This window comes from Kitasatospora sp. NPDC001527 (genome assembly GCF_040298605.1).
In the GTDB taxonomy this organism is placed as follows: Bacteria; Actinomycetota; Actinomycetes; order Streptomycetales; family Streptomycetaceae; genus Kitasatospora.
Genome location: NZ_JBEPAM010000010.1, coordinates 215,293 through 240,510 on the forward strand (window position 1 = coordinate 215,293; position 25,218 = coordinate 240,510).

33 protein-coding genes and 1 pseudogene are annotated in these 25,218 nt (G+C 71.0%); 12 read left to right on the plus strand and 22 right to left on the minus strand.

Translation table 11 applies throughout. From position 1 onward, the window contains the following. Window positions 1-133: 133 nt before the first annotated feature. Both ABT238_RS13915 and ABT238_RS13920 read left to right on the plus strand, forming a co-directional pair. Window positions 134-1,072 carry a metallophosphoesterase gene (locus ABT238_RS13915; RefSeq protein ID WP_350569876.1) on the plus strand — a complete coding sequence of 313 codons (939 nt, stop codon included), beginning with the start codon at window positions 134-136 and terminating at the stop codon, window positions 1,070-1,072. 73 nt (window positions 1,073-1,145) lie between these two features. Continuing rightward, window positions 1,146-1,508: a hypothetical protein gene (locus ABT238_RS13920; protein ID WP_350569877.1), complete on the plus strand. Its 363-nt coding sequence runs from the start codon at window positions 1,146-1,148 to the stop codon at window positions 1,506-1,508. A gap of 60 nt (window positions 1,509-1,568) precedes the next feature. Here ABT238_RS13920 and ABT238_RS13925 read toward each other — a convergent pair whose 3' ends face one another. Further along, a complete protein-coding gene (locus ABT238_RS13925; protein ID WP_350569878.1) occupies window positions 1,569-2,531 on the minus strand; it encodes a DUF4331 family protein in 963 nt (320 codons plus the stop codon). A 123-nt stretch (window positions 2,532-2,654) separates the two neighbouring features. Continuing rightward, window positions 2,655-3,209, minus strand: a complete 555-nt coding sequence (locus ABT238_RS13930; protein WP_350757485.1) for a MarR family winged helix-turn-helix transcriptional regulator — start codon at window positions 3,207-3,209, stop codon at window positions 2,655-2,657. A gap of 303 nt (window positions 3,210-3,512) precedes the next feature. Here ABT238_RS13930 and ABT238_RS13935 point away from each other — a divergent pair, with 303 nt between their 5' ends. Further along, window positions 3,513-4,103 (plus strand): hypothetical protein, encoded by a 591-nt coding sequence (locus ABT238_RS13935; protein ID WP_350569882.1) that lies wholly within the window; start codon window positions 3,513-3,515, stop codon window positions 4,101-4,103. On the opposite strand, the gene ABT238_RS13940 is transcribed toward ABT238_RS13935, so the two are convergent. The 17 genes and pseudogenes from ABT238_RS13940 to ABT238_RS14020 all read right to left on the minus strand — a co-directional run bounded on the left by ABT238_RS13940 (window position 4,084) and on the right by ABT238_RS14020 (window position 16,396). Next, window positions 4,084-4,590 (minus strand): GNAT family N-acetyltransferase, encoded by a 507-nt coding sequence (locus tag ABT238_RS13940; RefSeq protein WP_350569883.1) that lies wholly within the window; start codon window positions 4,588-4,590, stop codon window positions 4,084-4,086. The two genes, ABT238_RS13935 and ABT238_RS13940, sit on opposite strands and share 20 nt — an antisense overlap. A 432-nt stretch (window positions 4,591-5,022) precedes the next feature. Next, window positions 5,023-5,904: a phosphotransferase family protein gene (locus ABT238_RS13945; protein ID WP_350569884.1), complete on the minus strand. Its 882-nt coding sequence runs from the start codon at window positions 5,902-5,904 to the stop codon at window positions 5,023-5,025. Between the two features lie 179 nt (window positions 5,905-6,083). Beyond that, on the minus strand, window positions 6,084-7,211 hold the full coding sequence (locus tag ABT238_RS13950) for a methyltransferase domain-containing protein (RefSeq protein ID WP_350757488.1): 1,128 nt from the start codon (window positions 7,209-7,211) through the stop codon (window positions 6,084-6,086). Next, complete coding sequence (gene tgmB, locus ABT238_RS13955; RefSeq protein WP_350757492.1) at window positions 7,208-8,179, minus strand: ATP-grasp ribosomal peptide maturase; 972 nt, start codon at window positions 8,177-8,179, stop codon at window positions 7,208-7,210. Before tgmB ends, ABT238_RS13950 begins: the two co-directional genes overlap by 4 nt. Window position 8,180: 1 nt before the next feature. After that, window positions 8,181-8,441, minus strand: coding sequence for a hypothetical protein (locus tag ABT238_RS13960; protein ID WP_350572356.1), 261 nt, complete (start codon window positions 8,439-8,441; stop codon window positions 8,181-8,183). Between the two features lie 71 nt (window positions 8,442-8,512). Then, the gene (locus ABT238_RS13965) at window positions 8,513-9,340 is read right to left on the minus strand and encodes a helix-turn-helix domain-containing protein (RefSeq protein WP_350757495.1); all 828 of its coding nucleotides are present in this window, start codon (window positions 9,338-9,340) and stop codon (window positions 8,513-8,515) included. After that, window positions 9,337-9,858 (minus strand): DUF6879 family protein, encoded by a 522-nt coding sequence (locus ABT238_RS13970; protein ID WP_350572358.1) that lies wholly within the window; start codon window positions 9,856-9,858, stop codon window positions 9,337-9,339. Before ABT238_RS13970 ends, ABT238_RS13965 begins: the two co-directional genes overlap by 4 nt. Next, window positions 9,842-10,045 carry a hypothetical protein gene (locus ABT238_RS13975; protein WP_350572359.1) on the minus strand — a complete coding sequence of 68 codons (204 nt, stop codon included), beginning with the start codon at window positions 10,043-10,045 and terminating at the stop codon, window positions 9,842-9,844. Before ABT238_RS13975 ends, ABT238_RS13970 begins: the two co-directional genes overlap by 17 nt. A 101-nt stretch (window positions 10,046-10,146) precedes the next feature. Then, a complete protein-coding gene (locus ABT238_RS13980) occupies window positions 10,147-10,491 on the minus strand; it encodes a DUF6879 family protein (RefSeq protein ID WP_350572360.1) in 345 nt (114 codons plus the stop codon). Then, on the minus strand, window positions 10,475-10,687 hold the full coding sequence (locus ABT238_RS13985; RefSeq protein ID WP_350572361.1) for a hypothetical protein: 213 nt from the start codon (window positions 10,685-10,687) through the stop codon (window positions 10,475-10,477). Before ABT238_RS13985 ends, ABT238_RS13980 begins: the two co-directional genes overlap by 17 nt. Window positions 10,688-10,721: 34 nt before the next feature. Beyond that, window positions 10,722-10,979, minus strand: a pseudogene (locus ABT238_RS13990) (hypothetical protein); the annotation flags it as partial. Window positions 10,980-11,093: 114 nt separating this feature from the next. After that, window positions 11,094-12,011, minus strand: coding sequence for a hypothetical protein (locus ABT238_RS13995; protein ID WP_350572362.1), 918 nt, complete (start codon window positions 12,009-12,011; stop codon window positions 11,094-11,096). 161 nt (window positions 12,012-12,172) lie between these two features. Next, the gene (locus tag ABT238_RS14000) at window positions 12,173-13,363 is read right to left on the minus strand and encodes a hypothetical protein (protein WP_350757498.1); all 1,191 of its coding nucleotides are present in this window, start codon (window positions 13,361-13,363) and stop codon (window positions 12,173-12,175) included. 51 nt (window positions 13,364-13,414) lie between these two features. Next, the gene (locus ABT238_RS14005; protein WP_350572364.1) at window positions 13,415-14,581 is read right to left on the minus strand and encodes a hypothetical protein; all 1,167 of its coding nucleotides are present in this window, start codon (window positions 14,579-14,581) and stop codon (window positions 13,415-13,417) included. A gap of 347 nt (window positions 14,582-14,928) precedes the next feature. Next, window positions 14,929-15,165, minus strand: a complete 237-nt coding sequence (locus tag ABT238_RS14010) for a DUF397 domain-containing protein (RefSeq protein ID WP_350572365.1) — start codon at window positions 15,163-15,165, stop codon at window positions 14,929-14,931. 164 nt (window positions 15,166-15,329) lie between these two features. Continuing rightward, window positions 15,330-15,512 carry a DUF397 domain-containing protein gene (locus tag ABT238_RS14015; RefSeq protein WP_350572366.1) on the minus strand — a complete coding sequence of 61 codons (183 nt, stop codon included), beginning with the start codon at window positions 15,510-15,512 and terminating at the stop codon, window positions 15,330-15,332. Continuing rightward, window positions 15,509-16,396 (minus strand): helix-turn-helix domain-containing protein, encoded by an 888-nt coding sequence (locus tag ABT238_RS14020; protein ID WP_350572367.1) that lies wholly within the window; start codon window positions 16,394-16,396, stop codon window positions 15,509-15,511. Before ABT238_RS14020 ends, ABT238_RS14015 begins: the two co-directional genes overlap by 4 nt. A 127-nt stretch (window positions 16,397-16,523) precedes the next feature. Here ABT238_RS14020 and ABT238_RS14025 point away from each other — a divergent pair, with 127 nt between their 5' ends. The 3 genes from ABT238_RS14025 to ABT238_RS14035 all read left to right on the plus strand — a co-directional run bounded on the left by ABT238_RS14025 (window position 16,524) and on the right by ABT238_RS14035 (window position 17,877). Then, on the plus strand, window positions 16,524-17,036 hold the full coding sequence (locus tag ABT238_RS14025; protein WP_350572368.1) for an ATP-binding protein: 513 nt from the start codon (window positions 16,524-16,526) through the stop codon (window positions 17,034-17,036). Beyond that, window positions 17,023-17,220, plus strand: coding sequence for a hypothetical protein (locus tag ABT238_RS14030; protein ID WP_350572369.1), 198 nt, complete (start codon window positions 17,023-17,025; stop codon window positions 17,218-17,220). Before ABT238_RS14025 ends, ABT238_RS14030 begins: the two co-directional genes overlap by 14 nt. A gap of 231 nt (window positions 17,221-17,451) precedes the next feature. Then, on the plus strand, window positions 17,452-17,877 hold the full coding sequence (locus ABT238_RS14035; RefSeq protein WP_350757501.1) for an I66 family serine proteinase inhibitor: 426 nt from the start codon (window positions 17,452-17,454) through the stop codon (window positions 17,875-17,877). 110 nt (window positions 17,878-17,987) lie between these two features. Here ABT238_RS14035 and ABT238_RS14040 read toward each other — a convergent pair whose 3' ends face one another. Then, entirely contained in the window at window positions 17,988-19,007 is a 1,020-nt protein-coding gene (locus tag ABT238_RS14040) for a hypothetical protein (protein ID WP_350757504.1), read from the minus strand. 109 nt (window positions 19,008-19,116) lie between these two features. Here ABT238_RS14040 and ABT238_RS14045 point away from each other — a divergent pair, with 109 nt between their 5' ends. Together ABT238_RS14045 and ABT238_RS14050 are read left to right on the plus strand one after the other, a co-directional pair. After that, on the plus strand, window positions 19,117-19,911 hold the full coding sequence (locus ABT238_RS14045) for a class I SAM-dependent methyltransferase (RefSeq protein ID WP_350757508.1): 795 nt from the start codon (window positions 19,117-19,119) through the stop codon (window positions 19,909-19,911). A gap of 300 nt (window positions 19,912-20,211) precedes the next feature. Continuing rightward, window positions 20,212-20,436: a hypothetical protein gene (locus ABT238_RS14050; RefSeq protein WP_350757511.1), complete on the plus strand. Its 225-nt coding sequence runs from the start codon at window positions 20,212-20,214 to the stop codon at window positions 20,434-20,436. A 36-nt stretch (window positions 20,437-20,472) separates the two neighbouring features. On the opposite strand, the gene ABT238_RS14055 is transcribed toward ABT238_RS14050, so the two are convergent. Together ABT238_RS14055 and ABT238_RS14060 are read right to left on the minus strand one after the other, a co-directional pair. After that, the gene (locus tag ABT238_RS14055; protein ID WP_350757514.1) at window positions 20,473-20,937 is read right to left on the minus strand and encodes a DUF8189 domain-containing protein; all 465 of its coding nucleotides are present in this window, start codon (window positions 20,935-20,937) and stop codon (window positions 20,473-20,475) included. A gap of 173 nt (window positions 20,938-21,110) precedes the next feature. Further along, on the minus strand, window positions 21,111-22,136 hold the full coding sequence (locus ABT238_RS14060) for a LuxR C-terminal-related transcriptional regulator (RefSeq protein WP_350757518.1): 1,026 nt from the start codon (window positions 22,134-22,136) through the stop codon (window positions 21,111-21,113). A gap of 267 nt (window positions 22,137-22,403) precedes the next feature. Here ABT238_RS14060 and ABT238_RS14065 point away from each other — a divergent pair, with 267 nt between their 5' ends. The 4 genes from ABT238_RS14065 to ABT238_RS14080 all read left to right on the plus strand — a co-directional run. Continuing rightward, window positions 22,404-22,580, plus strand: a complete 177-nt coding sequence (locus ABT238_RS14065) for a hypothetical protein (RefSeq protein WP_350757521.1) — start codon at window positions 22,404-22,406, stop codon at window positions 22,578-22,580. Between the two features lie 7 nt (window positions 22,581-22,587). Next, a complete protein-coding gene (locus ABT238_RS14070; RefSeq protein ID WP_350757525.1) occupies window positions 22,588-22,890 on the plus strand; it encodes a hypothetical protein in 303 nt (100 codons plus the stop codon). 105 nt (window positions 22,891-22,995) lie between these two features. After that, window positions 22,996-24,078: a hypothetical protein gene (locus ABT238_RS14075; protein ID WP_350757528.1), complete on the plus strand. Its 1,083-nt coding sequence runs from the start codon at window positions 22,996-22,998 to the stop codon at window positions 24,076-24,078. 49 nt (window positions 24,079-24,127) lie between these two features. Continuing rightward, window positions 24,128-25,218, plus strand: a 1,091-nt coding sequence (locus tag ABT238_RS14080) for a PLL family lectin (protein ID WP_502891428.1), incomplete at its 3' end; no start/stop codon positions are given.

Genomic DNA, 25,218 nt, shown 5'->3' on the forward strand with positions numbered 1-25,218 from the left:
CCAAGCCTGACCGCAAGGAAGTGGTCGGCGGGAATTCACACAACTGCCATATGGCAGTTCTGCCACTTTCCTAATGTCGGTGGGGCCCGGCCGCGGACCCGCGGCCGGGCCGCACCGAGCGTGAGGGCCACCCATGACGCACGACACCATCGGCATCGTCCAGATCTCCGACCTGCACTTCCGCACCGGCTCCGCCGCCCGCTCGTTCGTCGGCCACCAGCCCGACGAAGGCCTCGCGGCCGCGCTCGCCCACGCGGCGGGCCCGGTCGGGGACGCCGCGCTGGTGGTCGCCACCGGCGACCTGGCGGACCTCGGCGAGCCCGAGGCGTACGAGCGGCTGGCCGAGGCCCTGGAGGCGGTTCCCGCCCCCGTCTACTGCCTGGCCGGCAACCACGACAAGCAGGACGCGCTGGAGGCCTGCCTGCCCCGCCCCACCGTGCACCTCGAACCGGCCGTGCAGGTCGGCAACTGGCTGATGCTGTTCGTCGACAGCAACGCCCGCGGGCGCGAAGCCGTGGGCGACGGCACCTACCGCGACCGGGACGACCGGGTGCACGCCGCCGCCCAGCCGGGCCTCACCCCGGTCGAGGAGCGGCGCGCCCGCGCGATCCTGACCGCCACCCGGGCCGAGCACGTGTTCCTCTGGCTCCACCAGCCGCCGCTGGCCGCGACCGCCCCGGTCGCCCAGGGCGACAGCGAACTCGCGCTGCTGGTGCGCGACTTCCCCAAGATCCGGGCCATCGGCGCGGGCCACCTGCACGGCGACCTCTCCGGCGAGTTCGAGGGCCGCCCGGTCTACGTCTGCCCGTCCACCTTCATGAGCATCGACCAGCCCAACCAGGCCCTGGAGGGCCCGGGCTACCGCACCTACCGGCTCCACCCCGACGGCCGCGTCGACACCGAGGTCCACATCGTCCCGGGCGCCATGACCGACGCCCTGCGCGCCACCCCCCTGCCCGCCTTCCTCGCCGACCTGATGGCCGGCCGGGTCACCGGCGAGCAGCTGGCCGCCCTCACCGACGACGAGTTCACCGCCCGCTACGGCGAACGCCGCCCGATGCCCCGCCACTGACCGCCCGGGCCCGTGGCGTGCGCGGCGCACCCGACGGGCCCGGGTGTCGGTGCCGGATGGCAGGCTGCACCCCATGAGTTTCGACCTTGCTGTCTGGGAGGGCGAGCGCCCCGCGGACGACGCCGCCGCGGCCCTGCGCTTCGACGAGTTGTACGAGCAGTACATGGACGCCGACGGGCCGGAGGTCCCGCCGACCGAACGGATCGCCGCGTACGTCGCCGCGCTCCTGGCCCGGTGGCCCGATCTGACCGAGGACGTGGACGACACCTCGCCGTGGTCGACGGGCCCGCTGATCGACGAGGCGAGCGGCCCGCTGATCCACTTCCCCATCCGCTGGAGCATGGCGCAGGAGGCCGCCGTGTACGCCGCCCAGGTCGCCGCCTCGATGGGCCTCAATTGCTACGACCCGCAGTCCCAGTGCCTCCTGCCGGGCTGACCCCGGGAGCAGGAAGTCGGCGGGGCCGACTTCCTGCTCCCGCGCGGGCCGGGACGGACCCTAGTGGGGGTGGCCGAGGTGGGGGAAGGTGGGGAGGAGGTCGGTGTGCGGGGGGATGTGGTCGGTGGGGATCTTGCCGCCGGAGACCATGGCGAGCCGGGCCGAGGTCACGTCGTCGGTGAGGGTGCGGCCGTTGGGGTAGGCGGCGGGGCGGGAGCGGTCGTAGCGCAGGATGTCGGGCAGGACGAGCTTCAGCGTCTCGGTGGCGGCGTCGTTGGTGTAGTCGCCGGTGTGCTGGAGGACGGCCGTCCACGGCTCGCGGTACTTCTCCCAGTCGTCGGCCGGCTCCCCCGCGTTGTACGCGTCCTTGACCTCCTCCGCGTTGAAGTACGCGGTGAGGGAGGGATGGGCGCCGCGGTCGACGGAGACGAGCTGCCCGTCCACGTGGAGGCTGACCCGCGCCCACACGCCGATCGCCGGCTCCGCGCCGAGGTCGGCGTCCGGCACCTCCAGGGCGATGCCGAAGACGTTCGCCTGCGCCATCGCGTCCTTGCCGGTCCAGGTGAAGTTGTCGACGATCCCTTCGAGGTCGGCGAAGAAGGGGTCACTGCGCAGCCCGACCGAGAGCCGGTACCCGCCGTAGGGGGACGGGACGACGGCCGGCGCGGCGCCGAAGGCCACCGGCGCGTCGGCGAAAAGGACGTCGCCCGAGGCCTCGTGCTTCTGCGCCGCCTCGCCGGTCGCCCGGCGGACGGTGACGCTCTGCGCCCCGCCGGTGGGGTCGGAGAAGGTGAACGAGTAGGCGACGTCGGCGCGGTTGTCGCCGTCGTTGTCGATGTTGATCCGGTAGACGGCGTCCGGGTGGAACTCCGCACCGCCGGTGGGGGCGTACGGGTTCACGTTCATGATGAGGACGGTCCGGCCGGGGGCGTCGGCGGACGGGAAGACGAACAGGTCGGTGAGGTCGAGCCGGGCGTCGCCGCGCGGTGAGCGGAGGTTCGGTCCGCTGAGGTGATGGGACATGGCGGTACAGCTACCAGCGCGCCCCGCCCCGGACGGGGAGGACACCCGCACACCCCACGGCCGTCCGCCGATCGGGGGACGGCCGGGCGCCGTGTCCCGCGGGCCCGCGCCGGGCCCGCGTGGTCATGGGGTGCGCCGCGGATCCGGACCGGCGCCGGCGTTCAGGTGCTGCTCGATCCGGCGCTGGTTGTCGATCAGGCGCAGGCAGAGGTGGCGGAGTCGGGCGAGCTCGGCCTCGCCGAAGCCCTGGAAGACGGCGGACAGGGCGCGCTGCGTCGGCTCCCGGAAGGCCTCCAGCCAGTCCTGCCCGGCCGGGGTGATCCGGGCCCGGACCGAGCGGCGGTCACGGGGGTCCTGCACCCGCTCGACCAGGTCGTCACGCTCCAGGGTGTCGACCAGGCCCGTGACGTTGCGCGAGCTGACGCCGGCCGCGCGGGCCAGTTCGCCGATGCTGAGCCCGTCCTCCGAGGCGGTGCCCAGCCGCGCGAGGAGGTCGAGCGCCCCCGCGCTGAGACCGCGCCCGCCGGCCCCGAGCGAGCGCAGCCGGTCGAGCGCCTGCGCGGCCGAGCGGACGGCCGCGGCCGCTTCCAGGGTGAGGGTGGTGTCACCTGCGGCGAAGGCCCGCATGGAGGCCCGGACGCCGGGGTCGTAGAGGGAGCCGTCGCTGTCGCGGGACAACTCCCGAGAGTTATGTACGTCATTCATAATGAATGGATACTAGATCGACGGGCCCGAGTCGGCAACCGGCGACGATCCGTCAACTCCCCACAGCGGACCCGGTGGGACGCACGCGCGGCTGCCCTCGACCGTCGACCTCATGGAGCCCGATCGCCCGGGCTTTCGGGAATCCGCGCCCCGCTTCCCCCTCGTCCGTGTGAACTCCCCGGCCGCCCGGAACCGTCCGTGGAAGTCCGTGACCCGGACGGCGAGGATGGCCGCCGAGCCGGACACCGGCCGGACCGAACGCCGAGGAGCACTCCCGTGTGGAAGTCACTACCGCTACGCCGATCGCTGCGACGGACGGCGGTCGCCGCCGCCGGCTGCCTCGCCCTGCTGGCGGGCGCCACCCCGGCGTCGACCGCGCAGGCCGCCACGGACGGCGCCGGTCACCGGCTCCCCGCGAACCTCGCCCACCCCGCGCCCTCGAAGCGGGAAACCGTCTATGACCCCGTCTACCTCGTCCAGGCCGACTCGGGCCGGGGAGCGACGTTCGAGGTCTACGCGGGCTGGGACTACGCGCTCCTGACGAACCAGCCGGGCAACGGCACCGCCGTGGTCTTCACCCTGCACGCCGACGACCTCACCTACAGCATCGAGTCGACGTCCGGCAACTGGGGCGAGTACCGGACCTGGTGCCTCTACGGGGCCGACATCAGGCTGGAGAAGAGCAGTTGCCGCACCCGCTGGCAGGTCGAGGACCTGGGCGGCGACGAGTTCTACCTCAAGCTGGCGGGGACGAAGAAGAAGATCGAGACCAGCAAGCTGGCGGACCGCAAGCGGTGGCTGTCGGCCGAGGAGGAGATCTTCGTCGTCAACGAGGAGTTCGTCAGGTTCAAGCTCGTCCACCCCTGATCCGCGAGGCGTTCCCGGACGGCCGGAGACCACGATCGAGGGTGACCCGCAGCACCGGGAGCGAGCGGCCCGGGGCGACCTCGCGTTCGGCGACGCGCACGGCGCCCATGCGCCGGTAGAAGCCCTCGGCGTGCGGGTCGGACTCCAGGGTCAGGGTGCGGAAGCCGGCGCCGCGGGCGGCGGCGACGGCGTGCTCCCAGAGCGTCCGCCCCAGGCCGGTGCCGATCACCTCGGGGTCGAGGAACAGGTCCGCCAGCTCGCCGTGCGGCGGTTCGCCCGTGAGCCGGTAGTACCCCACCACCGCACCGCCCCGCTCCGCGACGACGACGTGCCCGTCCCGGATGGCGGCGGAGCTGATCGACAGCACCTCCGCCATCCGGTCCAGCATCGCCCGCGGATAGCCCCAGTACCCCTTCGACCGCCGCGTCAGCGCCGTGAGCACGCCGGCCTCGCCGGGCTCGGCGGTGCGCAGGAAGACCTCGTCCATGGCCGGAGTATCACCCGCACCGCCCGTCGGGACCAAGGGATTTCGGGACCGGACGGAATCGGCGCCCCAGATGAGGTCGCGTACTCATGACCGGCCACGGGCGGCCTTGGGAGGATGCCCGGATGCCGACGTGGTCGCTCGACCTGATGCTGACGGTGCCGCTCGTGGTGGCCGAGGGGGTGGCCGCCGTGGTGTGGTTCTTCCGGGGCGGCTGGGAGGTGATGCGCGGCGAGCGCAGGCCCGTGCCGCCGCGCCTCGTCGGCGCTTGGCCGGTGGCCTTCGTGGCCTTCCTCGCCGGAACGGGTGTGGCCCTGCTTCGCCTCCGACTGCCCGTCGCCGCGACCGCTCAGGGCGTGTTGGCCGTCCCCGTCGCGCTGCCGCTCGTCCTGGGGACGGTGGCGCAGGTGAGGTCGTGGACCGCAGCCCGCGCCGCTACCCGAGCCGGTGACGAAGCCAGGCGATTCCATGGGCACTCAGCCCGTCCCAGTAACGGCCGGGTGTCTCGGCGGCGCGGAGGGTCCACAGACCGGTCAGGATCGCGCCGAAGGCCGTGACGGAGCGGTCGGGCGCGGCGCGCCACAGGGACACGCTCTCGGCCCAGCGCTCCGCGCGCTCGGGACTGTGTCCGGCCCCGATCAGCCGGACGACCATGTAAGCAGTATCGGCCCAGGCAGCACCCGGGGCGGGGAACGCCCAGTCGACGACGCGGACCGTCTCGCCGTCCACCAGCAGGTTCGGGCCGGTCAGGTCGGTGTGGACCAGGGTCCTGCCGTCGATCAGCTCGGGTGCTGCCCGTTCGGCCAGGACCAGCGTCTCCAGCCGTGCCACGGTCCACGGGTCGAGCCGCTCCCGGTGCCGGCTCCCGAGGTCGTGCCAGAAGTCCTGCCCCGACCATCGATCGGCCAGGCTGAAGGCACGCAGCGGCGGCGGCGGGGTCAGCGCTCCGGCGAGCTCCTCCAAGGTCCGCGCGACCAACGGCAGATCGGCGGACCCCGGGGAAAGGTCCGCGTGCTTGCCGGGAGCGTGCTCGAACCCCAGGGCGAACCACCCGCCGGCCTCGACCTTCCAGAGCAGGCGGGGAGCGATGCCCGGCGGGAGCACGGGGTTCACGACGGACTCCAGGCGGTGCATCCACGCCTTCGGGTTGTCCTCGCGCACGGCCTTGCAGAACACCGGCCCGCCGGCCGTCTCCAGCGTGGCGGCGAAGTCGGACACCGTTCCCCCCGCTGGGGGAACGGCGGCGGTCACCGCACCGGTCAGCCCTTCGATGCCGATGCGCAAGGCATCCGGTAGGTGCTTCCAGAGGTCGGCCATCCGGGGTTCCTCGGGGTCCGGCCCGCCCGGCCCCGAACCGCGGGGCCGGGCGGGCGACCTGATGTCCGGGCCCGTGACCGACTGCATCCGGTTCGGGGACGACGTGACGCTTCCGAATGCCGCGGCAGGCAAGGACGCACGGTGGCTGCCGCGTTCCCGTGCCGGTGGGCCCCCACACGTCAGAGGGTCCAGGACGTCGTCCCGCCGCCCGGGGTGGTGTAGGTGACCAGTTGGGGGCCGCCCGGGACGGCGGTGAGGGTGAACCACTCGCGGCGGGGGCGGTGGTGGCGGCGCCAGGTGGTGTAGGCGGATTCGACGATCTTCCAGAGGTCGCGCGGCCCGCTGGTGGTCACGGTGGACGGGCGGCCCGGGTGGTCCTCGGCCTGGGCGGTCGAGCCGTCCGCCGGGTCGTGGAGTGTGCCGCCGCCGACCCTGACGACGGCCAGGGGCAGCTGCAGGCCCGCCCAGAAGGAGAAGCCGTGGTCGTCCAACACGCGGGCGCCGACGACGCTCGTCCGCCGCCGGCCAGTGGCGGGAACCTCGCGGACCGCGGCCGCGCCGCCGTCCGACCGCAGGGGCATGAACGCGGCGGGTCGGTGCAGGAACCGGCCCGCCGCACCGCCGTCGGGCAGCTTGGTGAGGCAGACGACCGCGCCGCCGCCGAGGGCGTTGCCGATCGGCGCGACGATCAGCCCACCGGTCACGCACTGGTCCAGCCAGGCCGGTGGGAGGCGGCGGACGGAACAGGTCGCGATGATCCGGTCGAACGGCCCGCCGCCCGGGCAGCCGACCGCGCCGTCCGCCCGCACGACGACGGCCGCCCCGAACCCCGCCGCGCCCAGCCGTTCCCGCGCCGCGTCCGCCAGGCGCCCGGTGCGGTCGACCGTGGTGACGTTTCCGGCGCCGGCCAGGTGGCAGAGCAGCGCGGCGTTGTACCCGCTCCCCGTACCGACCTCCAACACCCGGTCCCCGGGCCGGACATCGAGCGCGTCCAGCATCTCCGCCATCAGCCCGGGCGCGGTGGACGACGACGTCGCCACCCCGCCCACCCCGGCACCCGGGGCGTCCTCCGCGTGCACCCCGTCCACTTCGGTGACCAGCACCTCGTCCGCGTACACAGCCCGCATCCACGCCTCGTCACCGCTCCGCCAGGGCCGGTGGACCGTGCCCTCGGGCCGGTAGAAGGCCGGTACGAACGGATGCCTCGGCACGTTCAGGAAAGCCTCGACCACCCGCGAGGACAGCACGGAGGCCCCCCGCTCGATGTCCCGCGCCAGCCGGATCCTCGCGTCGAGTTCCGTGGTCATCCCTCGTCCTCTTCCAAGTAGTCACAGATGGCGGCGGTGATGGGCAGCCCCGTCGCCTGTTCGACGAACCCGTACTGCCCGTTGGGGTTGACCTCCAGGAACACCCAGGTCCCGGACGGCGTCACGACGAAGTCGAACGCCCCGTAGGGCAGGCCGAGTCGCGCGAGCACGCGGTGCACGCCGGCGGACACCTCGGCCGGGGGCTCGCACACGCGGTAGCGGAGGCTGTCGTAGTCGCTGCGCCAGTCCGTCCTCGCGGCGTCCGACTCCGCGTGGATCTCGGCGGCGAACAGCCGCCCGCCCACCGCCGTGAGCCGGACCTCGTACGCCTTGGGCACCCACTCCTGGAACAGGTGCGCCGTGGCGGCGATGGACGGGTGCCCGACGTCCTCCGGCCGGAGGACGCTCGCGTAGACCGCCGCGGACTCGCCGCCGACCGTCCCCCGGATCGGCGTGAACGGCTTGTAGACGACGGGCCCGCGGATCCGGTTCGCGAACTCCCGCGCGGCCCCGGGCCGGTTGGTGATCAGCGTCCGCGGGACCCGCAGCCCGCACTCGGCCGCTACCCGGAGCTGGAGCGGCTTGGACTCGGCGTCTGCGGCCCGGCCCGGCGGCGGCAGCCAGCGGGCCGGGAGCGCCGACAGCAGGCCGCCGAAGCCCCGTCGGGCTTCGGCGGCCGCCACCGCCCGGGCCTCCGGGACAAGTTCGGGCGGGAACTCGCTCGGCGTGGGGCGGCGGTAGTAGACCGAGCGGACGGCGGCCAGGTCGAGAGAACGCCGGTCGGTGGCGAGCGCCCCGCGCCAGCCGGACCCGCCGTCGAGGCTCGCCGCCACGGCGAGCCTCGACGGGAACCATGCCGTGTCCGCCCGGAAGACCGGCACCGCACGCCGGTTGAGTTCCTCGATCACCAGATCGGCGGTCGGATCGAACGTCCCCGTGACGACGAGGACGGTGCCGGAGTCGGGCATGTCAGTCGTTGCTGCTTCCGGGGTCGTCCGGCGCGTCCATCTGCCCGGACGGCTGCGTCGGCCCGTACGTCTTGGGCGGATTGCTGGTCATGTAGACGCCGGGCGGCATGCCGGCATAGCTGCACGTCTGCGTCTCCTCGTCGTACACGACCTCGGAGGCCAGGACGCCCCCGCTCCCCGTGACCCCGCTCAGGAAACGGAACGCGAACAGCCTCTCCGCCCCGCCCACTTCGTCCAGCACCGGCAATGTCGCGGTGGACATGGATCTCCCTCACCTTCTGCTCACCGCACAGGGCGAGCGGGATTCAAGGTAGAGCCGAATCCGATGGGAAGTCAGGAGGTTTCACGTTGCCGCAAGAACTCGTCCCGGATGGTGGCGAGCATCTCCCGCATGGGCTCGCCTTCAAGGGAAAGCTGCTCAAATCTCCCGAACCGCGCCAGGTAGAGGTCCAGATCCTTGGGGTCCGTGGTGGAGACCTCGGCGTGTGGGATCTCCACGATGACCAGCCGGTTGTCATAGACGATGAAGGATGACGAGCTGACCTCGGTCATCCGCGCCGACAGTGGGACGATTCCGATGCGCACGTTCGGAAGTCGGGACAGCGTGACGATCCTGTCGATCTGGAGTGCCATTTCCACGGGCGAGACGATCAGCCAACGAAGGACCGACTCCGTGATCAGGTAGTGAAAGCGCTTCTCGGGATCGAACAGCACCGCCTGCCGTTCGAGCCGCGCGGCTATCGTGCGCGACAGGACATCGGGGGTGAGCCCCTTGGGGCTCAGGACGGCCCGCACGTATTCCGGAGTCTGACAGAGCCCGGGGACGCAGGACGGCTGGAAGACACGCTGGATCGCCGTCTCCGCCTCGACGGCCCGGATGCTGTCCTGGTGATGGTGAAGTCCCGTTCGCCGGAGGAAGCGCCAGGCCACGACCTCAGTCGCCTCGCGGCGGGCTATCTCGACCAGGTCGGACCGCACGGCGTCGGGAACGCCGATGGCGGTGAGGATCCGGTCGACGTCGATGGTGGTCGGCTTGGCCTTGCCCGTCTCGATCCTGCTCAGTTTGGAGGGAGACATGGCTGCGCTGCGGGCGACTGCTTTGGCCTCCTTTCCGGCGGCCTGTCGCAGTTCCCGCAGCGTGCTGCCGATGTCGCTTCTCACGCGCTCCCGTGCCGCTCCCACCAGGACTCGAACGGCTCGGCATGGCTCAGAGCCGTATCCCTGAGGGCGATCCACTTCTCAGGGCCGGGCTCCTCCTCGGCCCCGGTGAACACACCGCCGTCGGCGTACGCCATCGAGACGACGGACGACTCGTCGAACATCCAGAAGTCCGGCGTACCGGCCAGCGGGTTCGGCTTGTCGGTGACATCCAGGATGAAGAACTCCTCGCCGGCGGTGGCGTTCTTCCGGTAGCCCCACCCGAGTTCGAACCGGAGGTACGGAGTGAGCGGCCGCGAGAGGACGTGCACGCGGTACATGCGCCGTCCGGCGGACGTGTTCCGCCGGACCTGCTCCAGCCAGGGGGCGTTGTAGTCCTGCGGCTGAGGTTCGCCCGCGAGAAAGGCGCGGTAGGCGTCGAAGTTGCCGGAGCCGCTGTAGTCGTCCAGCATTTCGAGGCGGAAGGCCTCCCGCTGGAAGCTGTCGAACAAGGCGCCGAAGGCGTCAGGAGAGATGGTCACGGGCAACCCTCACCAGCAGGTCGATCGGAATGCGAACCGCCGTCTCGGTCTCCGGCAGGCTCATGGCGGCCAGCGCCTCGGGATCGTCCACCTTGAACCCCTGCACCACGAGCTCGCCGGTGTCGGTGGAATAGACAGTGGGGCACGGCCCGTGGTCGCACGAGCTGTCGAGCAGTGTCAGTTTCACTGAAGCTCCCTCGTTTGCGGACGGCGTCAATCTTCCCGATCCCAACCATGGTGCGGCAAGGGGCTGCTGTTGCGACAACGCGAAATCGGGTCGAGGCAGGGTCACAGCCGTGGCTGCTGCCAGTACTCGGCAAAGGGGACGGCATGGAACTCGGCGATCTCCCGGTAGCGGAGGTACTCGGGGGTGGCCTCTGCGGGGAGCTTCGCGGCTCCGATGAACTTCAGCGGCGAGGTGAGGACGTGGACACGGGCCACCGTCTTGCCGTGGTCCGTCATGGACCGGACCCACGGGTTGTCGGTCCACTCGGGCGGCGTGGGGTCGCCGGCGAGGAAGGCCTCGAACTCCTCCCGCTCCTCCTCGACGTCGTAGAGGTCCAGCGTCTCCAGTCGGAACGCGGTGTGCTGGAAGCTCTCGAAGAGTCGGCCGAATTCAGTTCCGTCGAGCACGGAAGTAGTCCTCCAGGATGTTCACGGGCACACGGACGACGGTCTCACCTTCGGGCAGGCCGATCTGGGCGAGCTGTTCGGGGTCGGTGACCACGTAGCCCTGCACGAGAAAGGCGGTCTCGTCCTCCGTTCCCCACAGCGTCGGGCAGGTGCCGCTCTTGCAGTTCGAGTCACCGGACAGTTTGCGCAGAGCCACTGGTCCTCCTCGTTCCGTTGTCGAGGTCGATACTTCAGGCTCGCCCCGCCGGCAGGCAAGGGCATCCGCTTTCCACTACAGGAAAGGGCGGAGGAACACCGGAGCAGGAAGTCGGCCTGGCCGACTTCCTACGCAGATCCGGCTCGGCCTGCCCCCGCACGTCGTCACGGACGATCTGCTCGCCGCCGTACTCGGTGCCGAACGGGGCGACGATCACCGCGCCCGGGGCTGCCTGCTCCAGCCAAGCCGGAGGAATCTCCAGCACGGAGCAGGTGGCGATGATCCGGTCGTACGGGCCGCGCTCGGCCTACCCGTCCCGGCCGTCGCCCACGACCACGGTGGGTCCGAGCCCGGCGGCGTCCAGGTCATGATGGCAGGCCCGTTGGACCCGGGACTCCCTCAGTAGTCATTGCCCGGGCTGGTCGGACAGTTCCTTGACCTTCTCCGCGTACTCGTCCCAGATCGTGCGGGAGGAGGCGAAGTCGACCCGTTGGAGGACGCTCCCCATCTCCGCCGTGCTCGCGTTCGCGATCTCCTCGGCCGCCGTCTTGTAGTCCCCCGCGAAGTTGCCGAGCGAACCGATGAGCCGGGCGAGTGAGTTGCCGGCGTCCCTGGCGTGGTTCACGGCGTCGTCGACCGCCTCCGACTGCTGGCCGGTGACCTTTTCGACCTCGGCGCGGACCTCGGCGGCGTAGCTCAGCAGTTCCGCTCGGGCGCACGCGGCCTCCGGCTTCTTGGCGAGGTTCTCGTGGTCCTTCGCATCCCGCTCCGCGTCGGCCTTGAACACCTCCTGGAGTTTGACGATGCGGTCGGCCAGATCCCGGTACTGCGCGGTGCGGTCCGCGATGTCCTCTTTCCATTCGGTCCATTCCTGCGGGGGTTGCAGGAGGGTGTGCAGGGAGAGAAGCGCCTTGGTGAGGCGGTCACGGGTCGGCTGGGTGAGCGTCCCCTTCTTCACCTCCTCGACCACGTCGGCCAGCGCGTCCGCCGCGGTCCGGTACTGGGCGGTGACGGCCGGGACGGCGTCCACCACGGACTTGATGACCTTCTGAGCGCTGCCGGCGTTTTCCGCGTCCAGGTCCGTCATCTGGGTGAGCAGATCCCGCAGGACCGACAGGTGCCCCTGGAACTGGAACCACGGGTTGTCCTCGAAGACCTGACCGTCTTCGTTGGTGCAGACGATGTTTCGCCTGATGTCGGGGTGCGCGAGGTTCCTCAGCAGGTTGTCCTTGAGCTGCTCGGCGAATTTCTGGTAGGCGCCGACGGTCGTCACCGTCGCCTTCGCCTCGTCGAGGTTCCAGTCGTACGTGGTGTCGGGTGGCATCTCATGTCCTCGGGTTTCGGGGGAATCGGGGCGGCTCTCACGGCGCGCCGGGCCGGGACGGTGCCGTGTCCCGGTGGACGACCGGGACACGGCGGGGACCGCGGGGACCGCAGGGGCCTCGGTCCGGGTGGGTGCGGCCCGGGACCCTGGCAGCCGTCTTCCTAGTCCACGAGTTCGGCGCCGAACTCCGTCTGGGAGGGCGAGACCAGGGAATTCCCCGTGAACCACTCCGTGGCGTCGACCACGCTCTTCCACTCCTCCTCCGCCTGCTTGAGTTTGAGATTGGTGGCGATCTTGTTCTTGTTGCCGAGGGCCTCGTCGTCCAGTTTGGCGATCTGGGCGATCGAGTTGCTCGTGTTCTGCCACTTCCCGAGGATGGTGTCGAGGTGGGTCTGGAAGCTGCTGGTGTACCCCGTGAGAGGAGTCACCTGGGTGCGCAGACCGTCGAGGTCGGTGAGGAGCTTGACCTTCTTGAACTCCTCGTCCTCCATGGCTTTCACCTTCACGAGGAGCTTGTTGTACTTCGCCCTGAGGATCGCGGCGTAGATGCCCAGGCCGATCGCGGTGAGCACGCCGATGAGCCCGCCCGCCGTGGAGCAGCAGGCCGCGATCATGTACTTCTTCCAGCTCTTGTACGTGGCATCGGCCTCCTCCTGGAAGTCCTTCGCCTCCTGCTTGCACTTGTCCCGGGCGGCTACCGCGTGCTTGTAGATCTTCCCCTCCTTGGCGACATAGAGCGTGAGCTTGTCGTTCTGAGTGCGGAAGTCTCCGGAGAACGCCGCGAGATTCTGGATGATGCCCTTGAGGTCTGCCATCAGCTGGTCGATCAGCTTCTTGAGACCGTTCTTCGGCCCGACCAGCAGGTCCCTTACGTTCTCGGCGTTCTGCTTGATCGCTCCCTGGCCGTCGTCCATGGCGTCCGGGAGGTCGTGACAGAAGCTGTGGAACGTCTTCGCCGTATTCCGGATCCGATAGGCCATCCAGATGTTCTGCCCGTAGACCTCGCTCGGCGGGGTGTCGCCTGTGAGGTAGTCTCCGCCCTTGCTGATCTTGTCGATGATGGCGACCGGGTCCCCGAAGCGATTCGACAGCTTCTGAATCTCGGTCACGGCTGCGATGAAGTCCTTGATCTCCTGCTCGTCGTCCTTGTCGATCGCGCCGTACATGCTGGTGTAGTTGCTCGTGTTCGCGATTCTCATCTTCAGGATGGAGGTGACGAACACCTGGATGTGCAGCCACTCCTCGCCGAACAGGGCGTAGGTGAAGTCCGGCTGCTTGGGGTCCTGCTTCTTGGTGGGGTCGGCTTTGAGAAGCAGTGCGTCCGTCGGGGGCAGCAACGTTTCGGTGGCCATGTGATGTCTCCGTTCTGAGCGCGGGAGGGCTCGGCGGTGAGGACTGCCGGCTCACTTGGCGCTGAGGGGAAGTCCCCACGGCGCGAAGGTGGGGGCGACAAGGGCGCTCTGGGTGAAAGCCTCGGCAGCGGCCGCGAGCTTCTCCCAGTCCTGGGCACCGGACGTGAGATCGAGCGCGTCGTCGAGTCGTGCGGGATCACCCAGCACGTCGTCGGGGAGCGCGGAGGCGCTCCTGAGGGCGGCCGACACCTTGTCCCAGGCCGTGGCCATGTCGGCCGCGCGCTGGCGCAGGGCGGCCAGCGCGTCGGGCAGCGCCTTCGCCTGGTGGTCGAAGCCGCCGAGGTCCGCCGCCAGGCACGCCTTGTCCCCGACCTCGTCGTCGGCCACGTTCACGGCGTCCTGCAGCGACGTGTACGTCGTGCGCGCCACGACCGCCCGATCCTTGGGGGCCGGGCCGTCGAGCTTGGCGACTCCCACCGGGACGCCGCAGTTCACGACACACACGTCGAGGGTCTGCTCCGGCTGAGCGCCTCGGTAGCCCAGCCACTCCGTCCACGCCGCCTCTGCGGCACCGTCGAAGGCGGCGGCCTGGTTCTCGACCTCCTTGCGTGCCTCCTTCGCGCTCGCGTACGTCTTGGAGCCCTTCCCCAGGTGGTCCGTGAGCGGCTTCTGGACGACCACGAAGGTCATCACCATCTGCTCGGCCTTGAGCGCCAGGCCACTGAAGTCCTTCTTCTGCTCGGCACTCAGCGAGGCGAGGCCGCCGGCCCCCGTGAACGCCTGCCGAACGGCGGCGGCGTTCTCCTTGTGCTTCTGGGGCTGATCATTGAGCATCTTCAGGAGGTTCTGGGCCGTGGAGGCGAAGGTACTCGCGGCGGAGCCAGCCCGGTGGGCCGCCCACACCGCCTGTGCGTAGAACTCGGGAGGCGGGTCCTTCTTCAGCAGGTAGTCACCGTCCTCGGCGAGCTTCTTGGTCAGCGTGACGGGGTCTCCGTAGGCGTCGAGGAACTTCCCCGCGTCGGTGACGGCCGACACGAGCTTCTTGTGCTCGTCGGCGTCCGTGATCTTCCCGTAGGCGCGCTTGAAGTCCTCGTCCTTCAGCGGGAACTTGATGAGCCCGCTGACGAACACGGGGCCGCGCAGCCACGCCTCGCCCGCCGTGCCGTAGGTGCCCGCGCTGCTGAAAAGAGCCTTCGGCGGGCCGTATGGGATCTTCATGGGACTCCCTTGGTCGATTGAATGATCACGTGACCGCACTGGGGGCATCCGACGATCGGTTCCGCCGCGCAGGAGGTTGGCCCCACTGGGCCTTGTTGATCCGAGGCCACATCAAGGTGGCGCGCGCACGGCCGGCCCGCGAGACAGCAGGTGCGATCGAGGGCCGTGAGGCGGTCACATCCACCATAGATACGGGCAGCATCGTTCGCACACTGACCGATGGGGGCGCAAACCCGGCCCAGGAAAGGCCGCCCTAGCGACTACGGCCCGTGATTTCAGGGCGGCGCCGACACGCAAAGTGGCCGTCCACCGGGAGTGGACGGCCACAGGGGGTGAATGCGGAGGGGTCAGACGGATTGGGCGAATTCGAGGAAGGACTGCCAGGCGGCCGGGGAGAAGGTGAGGTGGGGGCCGGACTTGTCCTTGGAGTCGCGGACGAGGACGGCGGACGTCGTCTCGGCGACCTCGACGCACTCGCCGCCGTCGGGTCCGCTGTGGCTGCTCTTGCGCCAGCCGACCTCGACGCAGTTTCCGCCCTCGTTGCCGCTGTAGCTGCTCTTGAACCACACCAGTTCGCTGCTCATGGCTCTCCCTCAAGTAAGGGTGCTGTGGCGCGCGTTCAGGATACGGAGCGGCGCGCCGGGAGGCCATGCCACAACCCCCACAGAGAGGGAGCGGCGCCCACACAGAAAGCGGCCGTCCACCGGTGGGTGGACGGCCGCGGTGCTCCGAGCGGGGAGACTGGTCGTCAGACCGACTGCGCGAACTCGACGAAGGCCCCCCAGGCCTCCGGCGAGAAGGTGAGGTGGGGACCCGACTTGTCCTTCGAGTCACGCACCAGCACGGAGGACATCGCCTCGGCGACCTCGACGCACTCCCCACCCTCGGCACCGCTGTAGCTGCTCTTGAACCACACCAGTTCGCTGCTCATCGCTCTCCCAGAATCTTCTCGATCAACGACAGGGACTCCTGCGGAGTGCACGCCTGGGCCCTGAGGGTGCCGTACCGCGCGTTCATGATACGAACCTCCTCCTGATCCGTGATCAGCCTACTGCTGGTCTGCACCTCGATATAGGCCATCTGCGGGCGGTTCTTCGGGGTGATCAGGATGAACGGGCCATCCACACCAGCGTGCTCGGTACGGTCCAACGCGAGCACCTGAATCACCATGCCTCGGGCACTCCCGATCTCCAGCAGGTGGCGCAGCTGCGCCTCGTGCACGCTCCAGCCGCCCAACGGTCGACGAAGCACGCTCTCGTCAATCACCCAGCTGAACACCGCGCGGGGCCACCTCGTCAAGATCTCCTGGCGCGCCATGCGGGCCGCGACTCGCGTCTCGATGATCTCTTCAGGGAGGATCGGCTGACGCATCGAGAAGACGGCGCGCGCGTGGTCCTCGGTCTGGAGGAGCCCCGGCACGCCGTACAGGCTGACGCAGTGAAGCTCCTGAGCCACCGACTCCAGCCCCGCGTACCCCCGGAACCACTCCGGGTGCCGCACACGGGCCTTGGCCTTCGCCTGCTCGATGTCGTCCGCGACGACGAGCAGCAGCCCGCCAGCGTCCAGCACCCTCTCCGCCGCCTCCAGCAGCTCCCGCTGCGGGGTCCGCTTCCCCTGCTCAACCGCGCCGATCAGGCTCTCGGTGTAGCCGACCAGCTTGGCGAACTCCTTCTGCGTCAGGCCCGCCCGCTCGCGCAGCAGCTTGATCTGCTTGCCGATCGCCCGCAGGAAGTCCGACACCTCGGACAGGTCCTCGTCGAGCTGCGGGCGCGCAACGTCGCCGCTGTCTCCGCCGGTTCCCTTAACTTCGGTCATGACGACCTCCCGATTTTCCGGTCACGGCCAACCGCCGTCACGTGACACTTTCCGCACACACACAGGCACTCACCGTGCCCACCGGATGCATCGTCAGCGTAAGCCCGGGGGGGGCAGGCTTTTCCCCATGAAGTCCGAAATTCCCCTCGACGAACCGGAGTCGCGCGCCCACACCGCGCTCCTCACTTCCACCCCCAAGGGAGCCGCCATCGGGCGGCGGATCGCCAGGCGGCAGTTGACCGAATGGGCGCTCAACTCCCTTTGGCCGGAGGCGTTTCAGCACGCGTTGATCATCGTCGCCGAACTGGCCGCCAACGCCTCCACCCACGGGCGCACGCCGGGGCGCGGGTTCGAGCTGCACCTCTCGCTCACCACCACGCGCCGGGCGCACACCACCGTGCTCCGCATCGAGGTGTCGGACTGCCGAGGGGACCGCCGGCCCGTCCTGCCGGCGGCCGCCTGCTCGCCGGACTCCCAGTCGGGGCGCGGGCTCACCCTCGTCGACGCGCTCGCCGACCGCTGGGGCACCCTGCCCCGGGACCCCAACGCCAAGACGGTCTGGGCCGAACTCGACCTGCCCGCCGCCGAGTTCAAGAACCCATCCGACGACTCCTCCCCCACCGACGATGTCGCTGCCTGACCGGACCCAGCCGCCCACCCCGCACAGCCCGGCCGCCGCCGCCGCGGCCTACACCGTCCTCCCCTTCGTCCTCCTCCTCGCGCTGGTCGTCTGGATCTACCCCGTCCTCAAGCACCACCACGGCCTGCACCCCGAACCCCCGGTCGCCACGGCGACCGCGACCTCCGAAGCCCCCAACCCCTGACCGCCGCACGGGAAGTCGGCCCGGCCGACTTCCCACTCCCCGACCGCTTCACTCGATCGAATGACCTTCCGGAGCGTTCCTTTGCCCGACCCGTCCCACTCGCGGTGGGGTGGGCCGGAGGGGCCGACGGCCGGTCCCTCGACGAGGAGTCATGCCGACGAGGACGCCGGCCTCCACCCGACATCTCCGTCAAGACGACAAGAGCCTCAGCGAGAAGGGCGGACACACCCGATGAGCCTGGAATCCGGTCTCTACACGATCCACAACGGCGAGGACCCGGTCGGCCGCGCCCTGCACGAGACGCGGGACCTCTCGCCCAAGGCGGTCTTCAACCGGACGGACGACCCGGAAGCCGTCTGGGTCGTCGAAGCGCTGCCCAACGGCCGCTACAAGCTGTACGCCAAGGGCGCCCCGACCGCCGTCGAGAACAGCGCGCCCGCCGGGCCGGTGGTCGCCCTCCTCATCCAGCAGGCGGACGCGGAGGAGTGGGAACTCGCCACCGTCGACCGGGCCGGGGGGACGTACCGGGTGGTGTCCTCGCAGGGGGCGGTGTGGCTCGTCACGGAGCCCGGCGAGCACGGGCAGATCCAGACCCTCCCCATCCCCGGCGGCGACGCGGGCGCCACCGTGTTCACCTTCAAGAGGGTCGACCGGTAGCTCCCGATCGGCCCCGGACCAGGGCGGGAGGCCGATCCGTCCGACTTCCCAACCTGCGCCCACCGACCACCGGGCGTGGGCACGCACAGGAAGTCGGCTCCGCCGACTTCCTACTGCGCCCGGTAGGTGGCCAGGTACTCCAGCGCGGCGGTGAACGCGGTCACCATGTCGTCCAGGTCGACGGTGTCCCGCAGGACCACCGAGCTTCCGTGCCCGCCGCCCTCGTAACCGTAGTAACGGTGGTGCCCGCGGCCCGACTTCTTGGTCTTGAAGCCGTCGCCGTCCGGGTCGGCCACCAGGTCCCGCAGGGCCGGGCCCGCGTGCCGGACGAAGCTGTGGCGGGCGAGCCAGGCCTGCTGCCGGTCCGCGAGCGCTCCGTTGGCCGCCGCGGTCTGCTCCGGGGTCTCGACCATGATCCGGATCTCGAAGGGGCTGTCCGTGCCGCGCATCGGCACCAGGCGCTGGATTTCGGCGACGACGTAGCCGTCGTCGGTCTCCCTCCAGGCGCAGATGTTCGCGACCCCCGCCCGCGAGCGCTGCCGGGTCGCGAAGACCGTGCCCGCAGGAGCCGCCGCCTCGGCGAGGCTCGCCAGCCGCCGCAGCCGGAGGGCGTCGCCGACGACGAGTGAGGCCCGGTTCGCCGGGCCGGTCACCTCGGCCTCCAGCTCGGCGAACTGCCGGAGCGCCCGGACGGAGAGGAGCCGGGCGAGGTCGTCGGACGAACGTCCCCATGCGGCAAGGAGATCGGCCAGGGTGAGACGGCGGGACCAGGCGGCCGGCACACCGGGGACGGGGTCGTGGTTGGGGCCGACCAGGTGGCGATCGGCCTCGGCTATGCCCTCGGCCTCCGCCCAGGCGTCGTAAGCGGCGAACTGTTCGCCGTGCACCCCGGCGCCGAGCTTCACCTCCAGAAGCGCGCGCACGGCGCCGTCGAGCAGGACCACGAGGTCCGCCCGACCCGCCGGAGCGCCCCCGTGCGCCGCGACCCGGACCTCGCGCCGGACGGTGATCGCGCCCGGCTCCAGGCACAGGGCCGATCCGAGCGGCCCGGGATCCAGCTCGGCGAGGAAGCACAGCAGGTCCGACCAGTCGTCTTCGGTGCGCAGCAGGCGCGTCAGTCCGTAGGCCACGTCCGGACGTTACACGGTCCGGATCTTGCGGCGACGAACGGCCGTGCCTAAGGTGCCGATGTATCGGTTCGATACATCGGGCCGATACATCGCGACACGGGGAGCCGCAGTGAACCGGATCGACCAGGAGCACGAACGCCTGCTGCACAGCTCGTCCTTCGGCACGGCGGCCGGCGCGTACGCCGAGCACCGTCCGGACTACGCCCACGCCGCCGTGCGCTGGGCCCTCGAACCCGCGCCCGGCCTGCGGGTGCTCGACCTCGGCGCCGGGACCGGCAAGCTCACGGGCACGCTGCTCGCGCTCGGCATCGACGTCGTGGCCGTCGAGCCCGACGCGGCGATGCTGGCCGAGCTGCGGCGCGAACTGCCCTCCGTGCGCGCCCTGTCCGGCAGTGCGGAATCGATTCCGCTCCCGGACGGGTCGGTCGACGCCGTCGTCTCCGGCAACGCCATGCACTGGTTCGACATGGAGGCCGCGGGGCCGGAGATCGCCCGGGTCCTCGCCCCCGGCGGGGTGCTCGCGGGGCTGTGGAACGTCTTCGACGACGGGGAGGAGTGGGTGGCCGGGCTCGCCCGCGTCACCGGCAGCGCGGCGATCGGCCCGCGCGACGTCCCCGCGAGCTGGCGTGTCGGGACGGCGGCGATGCACCTGCCCGAGTCCGGTGCGGACAGCCCGTTCGACGCCGCGCGGCAGGCGGAGTTCCCGCACGGCCAGCGCCGGACCGCCGACTCCCTCACGGCCACCCTCGCCACCAAGGCCGGCGTCCTCGTCATGCCGGCCGCCGAGCGCGAGGACCTCCTCGCCCGCACCCGCGCCTACCTCGCCGCCCGCCCCGAGACCGCCGAGGGCGAGTTCACACTCCCGATGCTCACCAGCGTCCTGCGCGTCCTGCGGCGGCCGTGACGGCGGTGGAGCGGGAAGTCGACCAGGCCGACTTCCCACTCCAACACGCCGCGTCCGGACAACCTCGGTCGGACACGTCGAGACCCTGGATCAGTAGGTCCACGCCTGGGCCCCGTCGCCACCGCGCAGGCGGCGCCGGCCCGGAGCGGGCCCACCGGCGCCGCAACTGCCGCCAGCACCACGGTCGTCAACGCCAACGGCGACTGCCTGGCGGTTTTCGATGACGGCGCGCCCGCCGCGCCCTACCTGTGCACCTCCGACCCCTTCCCCATTCTCTGGCAGGACGGCCGACGCGAGTGGGTGCTCGTCGGTACCGACCGGCAGGTCTGGCACACCTACCGGTCCACCGTGAACGGATCGTGGTCCACCTGGTCCGTCCTCGGCAGCGCCAGTGGCGTCCTGGACGGCGTGGAGGGCAAGTACACCAACGGAATCCCCAGCCTCCGGGTGATCGGCAGCGACTACGACTACTGGTGCAACACCATCAACGGCAGCGGCAGCTGGACCGACTGGTTCCCCTGCTGACAGGCCCCCGGGCAGCCGGGCGGGAACTGGGGCGACTCAGCGGTGCCAGTTGCTCCAGTTCCCGCCCGTGTCGCGCTCCTTGTACCAGCTCTTGCCGTCCGTGCCCCGCACCTTCAGCTGCAGGTAGTTGCCGCTGTGGGCACTGATGACGGCGTCGGAGGTGACCACGCCGCCCAGCGAGACCACGGGGCTCGGGGCCCCGGGCGCCGGGGGCATCCAGGTGGTCCAGATCGCGTGGTCCGCGCCGACGAAGAACGACTGGCGGGTGCCGTCGTCGAAGTAGTACATCGGGATGTTGAACCCGTACCCGCCGCCGCAGAGGAACTTCGCACCCGGCCAGCCGATCCAACTCTCCGCGGTGACCGCCGGCTTGTTGCACATGTAGTTCACCAAGGTGTCCACCTGCGCGGCCTGCGCGGTGCCGGCCGTACCGGCGGCGGCCCCCACCAGCGTGGCGGCGACCACGGCCGACGACGCGACGGCCTTCCCGAACCTCTTCATCCCCATCATTGCCCTCCCGGCCTCGCCGTCCGGCCACTCCCGGACCTCCGCCTCATCATGATCACGATTGCGGTGGTCCGTCACGCCCCACGGGCGGCTCCTGCCCCTACAGCCGGATCCGACTGCCCCGCCGACCAGCCAGGACTGCCCTCGGCCACCCACGGCCGCCGGGGCTACAGCCAGCCCCGCTGGGCGGCCTTGAGGCCGGCCTCGAAGCGGCTGCTGGCGCCCAGGCGCTCCATGATCGAGGCCATGTGGCGCCCGACCGTGCGCGAGGAGGTACCGAGGCGCTGGCCGACCGCCTCGTCCGTCAGGCCCCCGGCGAGCAGACGCAGGAGCTGGCGCTCGGTGCCGGTCAAGCCGTCCGCGGGGGCGTCGGGCCGGACCGCGCCGAGCGGGACGGCGGTGGCCCAGGCCTGGTCGAACAGGTCGAGAAGGGCGTTGACGATGCCCGCCTCGGTGATGTGGAGGGCGCCCTTGCGCGTGTCGGCGGGGTCGATCGGGACCAGGGCATGGGTGCGGTCGAAGATGACCAGCCGCTGCGGGAGGACGGGTGCGGTGCGCACCTCGCTGCCCCGGCTGAGGAGCCAGTGGGCGTGAGCCGTGGTGTGCGGGTCGTTGCGGGTGCTGTCCTGGTAGAGGGTCTTCATCACGACGCCGCGCGCCAGCGGCTCCTCGTCGGCAGCCCGGGCCGCCGCGAGGTCCTCGGGGCGGTGACTGGCGCCGGGGTGGACGCCCAGGCACTCCTGGCTCATGCCGTGGGCCAGCTGCTCGATCCGGCCCTGGATCGCGTCCATGCCCAGCAGGCGTTCGCCGTGCGTGGCGCGGGAGTCGGCCCGTTCGGCTATCAGGTTGGTGACGGCCACCCGGGATTCGGCGAGCCGGGCCTGGCGGGCGGCCAGGTCGGCCTCCTGCCGCGCGAGCATGTCCGCCAGGCCGACGTCGGGGGAGACCGCCCGCATCTGCCCCGGGTGCTCGCTGGACGCCCGGACCAGCATCAGCGCGCTCAGCTCGTCCAGGCAGCCGTGGACCTGTGCGGGCGAGATCCCGCAGAGGTCGGCCAACTTGGCCGCACCGTAAGTGGGATGGTCGAGCATGCCCTGGTAGACCTTGCTCGCGATCATGCTGAGGCCGAGCGCTTCCAGCATCGTGTTGTCCCCCCGGATCCTGCGGGCCGCCGCCTTCGACGGTCCGCGCACACACCACATCGTCCCACCGAGTGCATAGGACCTTCAAGATCTCCATCGTTTCATTCTTGTCGGGAACATGACACAATGTCCGGATGGCGCCAGTCGGGTAGCCGACAGCCGCACCCACTTCCCGGGCGGTCGCCGCAGCGGCCAAGCTGTTCATCGCCGGCAGGGAGAACCCGCCGGTGACCAGGACACCGGAACGAGCGTCAACCGCGGGACGCGAGAACGGTGCCGGTCCACCCCCGTCACGTCTCCAGCAGAGGATCGATCACCATGTCCCGCACCCGTCTCGCCCTGGCCGCCGCGGTCGCCGCCCTCGTCACCGGCACGATCGCCCTGCTGCCCACCGCGGCCGTCGCCGACACCGCCGCCACCCCTGCCGTCACGGGCACCGCCACCCCGACCCCGACCAGCACCAGCCCGGTCAACGACAACGCCCAGTGGGGATAGTCAGGGCATGGACCTCGTCTACACCAGCCTGCGATGCCGCAACGCGGCATCGGCCCGACCGACAGGCGAGGTGGCCGAAGTCCTGGGCGTCCTGTGGGCCCACAGCACACCGGAAGACGGCCTGGAACACATCTCCGGCTCCCTCGTGAGCGACCGGGTCGACCTCCTGATGTACTTCCTCACCCCCGTACCGCCGGCGCTCGCGGCGCCCAGCGCCGTCGAGCGCGCCGCCGCCTTGCTCAGCCGGAGCCACCGGGCGTCGCCCGCCCTCCACCGGCGCTACCTGCCGCCCGAGGCACCGACCCGGTAGCCGGAGCGCTCCCGGCGGCCCTTCACCCGCCCCGCGCGTCCCCGTCGCGGCCCCGTGCCGCCGGAACCGCCCACCACCCTTCGTTCACCGAGGAGTCAGTTCGCCATGCCCGCACGCAAGTTCTCCGTACGAGGAACCCGCCTGGCGGCGGCCCTGACGGCAGGCGTCGCCCTCAGCGCCGGCGTGCTGGGCCTGACGCTCCAGGGCCCGGACACGAAGGCGCCGGGCGCGGACCAGGTCAAGGCGGCCGCCGTGGCGGCCCAGGTCCCGGTCCCCGCCACCGCCCCTGCCACGGCACCGGGCGTCCCCGCCACGCCCGCCGCGACCACCCCGGCCACCGCACCGGCCGCGCCGCCCGCCCCCGAGGCCCCGGTACCGTCCGGTACGACGGCCCCCGCGCCGCCGGCGACCACCGGGGCAGCGGCACCCGCCGCGCCGCCGGCCTCGCCCGGGGCCAAGGCGGACGCGCCTAAGGCGCCGCCCGCCCCCGGTGCGCCCGTCGCGCCGCCCGCGGCGCCCGCCGCACCCCAGGTGCCCGCCGCGCCCCCGGCGGCGGCGAACCCGCCCGCCGCCGGAGCGGGCGAGCCGAGCGCCGGAAACCCGGCGGCCGCCGTCGACAGCGTGACCGCCGGCGCCGTCCGCTCCAACCTCGCCACCGTCACCACGGAGACGTGGACCGCGCAGGACCCCGGGCCGGTCCGCGACATCGCCGGACACGACATCTCGCTGAACGAATGCGCGAACGTGCGCGGCGCCCTGACCTGGCAGCAGCAGCCCTACCAGAGCGGCGGCGGCAACCCCGCCCTGCTGGAGAGCTACAGCTTCGCCAGCGAGGCCGCGGCCACCACCGCCTCCGAGGGCGTCCGCTCTGGCATGACCGCCTGCCAGGACACCTCCCGCGTCCTGCAGAGCACCAACCACCTCCCGACCGACGCCGTCGCGCAGCAGACCGCGAGCGCCACGGACGCGGCGGCGTTCCGCCGTACCTGGACCGGGGTCGAGGGCATCTCGGCACGCGGCACCCAGACCAACCACCTCTACGTCGCGGCACGCGGCACCCGCGTGCTGGTCCTGCACTTCACCGAGCTGGCCACCGGCTCCACCGCCGCTCCGTACGACGTGGCCCAGGACCCCAACGTGCTGTCGCTGCTCACCAACCTGCTGGCCGACCAGGCCGGCGCGCACTGATCACGCACCACCCCAGGCACCACCCTCACCCGATCACCGAGAGAGAGCCATGTCTTCCACACCCAGCACCAAGCGGGGCGTCGCCGTCCTCGCGGCCGCTTCGATGCTCGGCACGCTGGCCGCGCTGATCCCGGCCGGCGAGTCGTTCGCCGGCACCGTCCCGATCGGTGCCGTCACCTCCACCGGAACGCTCGGCCCGTCCGCGCCCGGCCAGCCGATCACCCAGCAGCAGATGATGGCCCGGGCCCACGACTGGATCGCCAACGCCGTCCCCTACAGCCAGACACTCGCCTGGAAGGACAACGCCGTCGGCGGGCCCTACCGGGCGGACTGCTCCGGCTTCGTCTCGATGGCCTGGGGCCTGAAGGAAAGCCTGGTCACCTGGACCCTGCCGGACGTCTCCAACGTCATCGCCGGCAACATCAGCGGTGCGACGAACCTCCAGACGGGCGACGCCCTGGACTACACCGCCGACCACGTCGTGCTGTTCCACTCGTGGATCAACAAGTCGGCGGGCACCTTCTCCTACGACGCCGAGCACAGCCCCGGCCAGGTCGCCGACGAGCGGCAGGGCAGCATCTACTCCAGCACCCTGGAGAGCCACCCGATCTCCAACTACAAGGGCCTGCGGTACAAGAACCTCGTCCAGACCCCGGCCTCGGCGCCGAGTTCGCCGGTGTCGATGGACGCGAACGCCACCCACGTCGCCTTCGTCGACACCAACAACAACGTCGCCAACGACTGGGTCGCCAACGGCTACTGGAACGGCCCCTCCGGCATCGGCGGCACCGCACGCGCCGACTCCCCCGTCGTCCTCAACGCCAACGCCGACCACGCCTTCTACATCGACACCAACGGCAACGTCGTCAACGACTGGGTCAACAACGGCGCCTGGAACGGCCCCTCCGCCATCGGCGGACAAGCCCGCCCTGGCTCCCCCATCGCCACCAACGCCGCCGGCACCATGGTCGCCTTCATCGACACCAACGGCAACGTCGTCAACGACTGGGTCAACAACGGCGCCTGGAACGGCCCCGCCGGCATCGGCGGACAAGCCCGCGCCGACTCCCCCCTCGCCTTCAACGCCGCCGGCGACCACCTCTACTTCATCGACCCCAACGGCTACGTCACCAACGACTG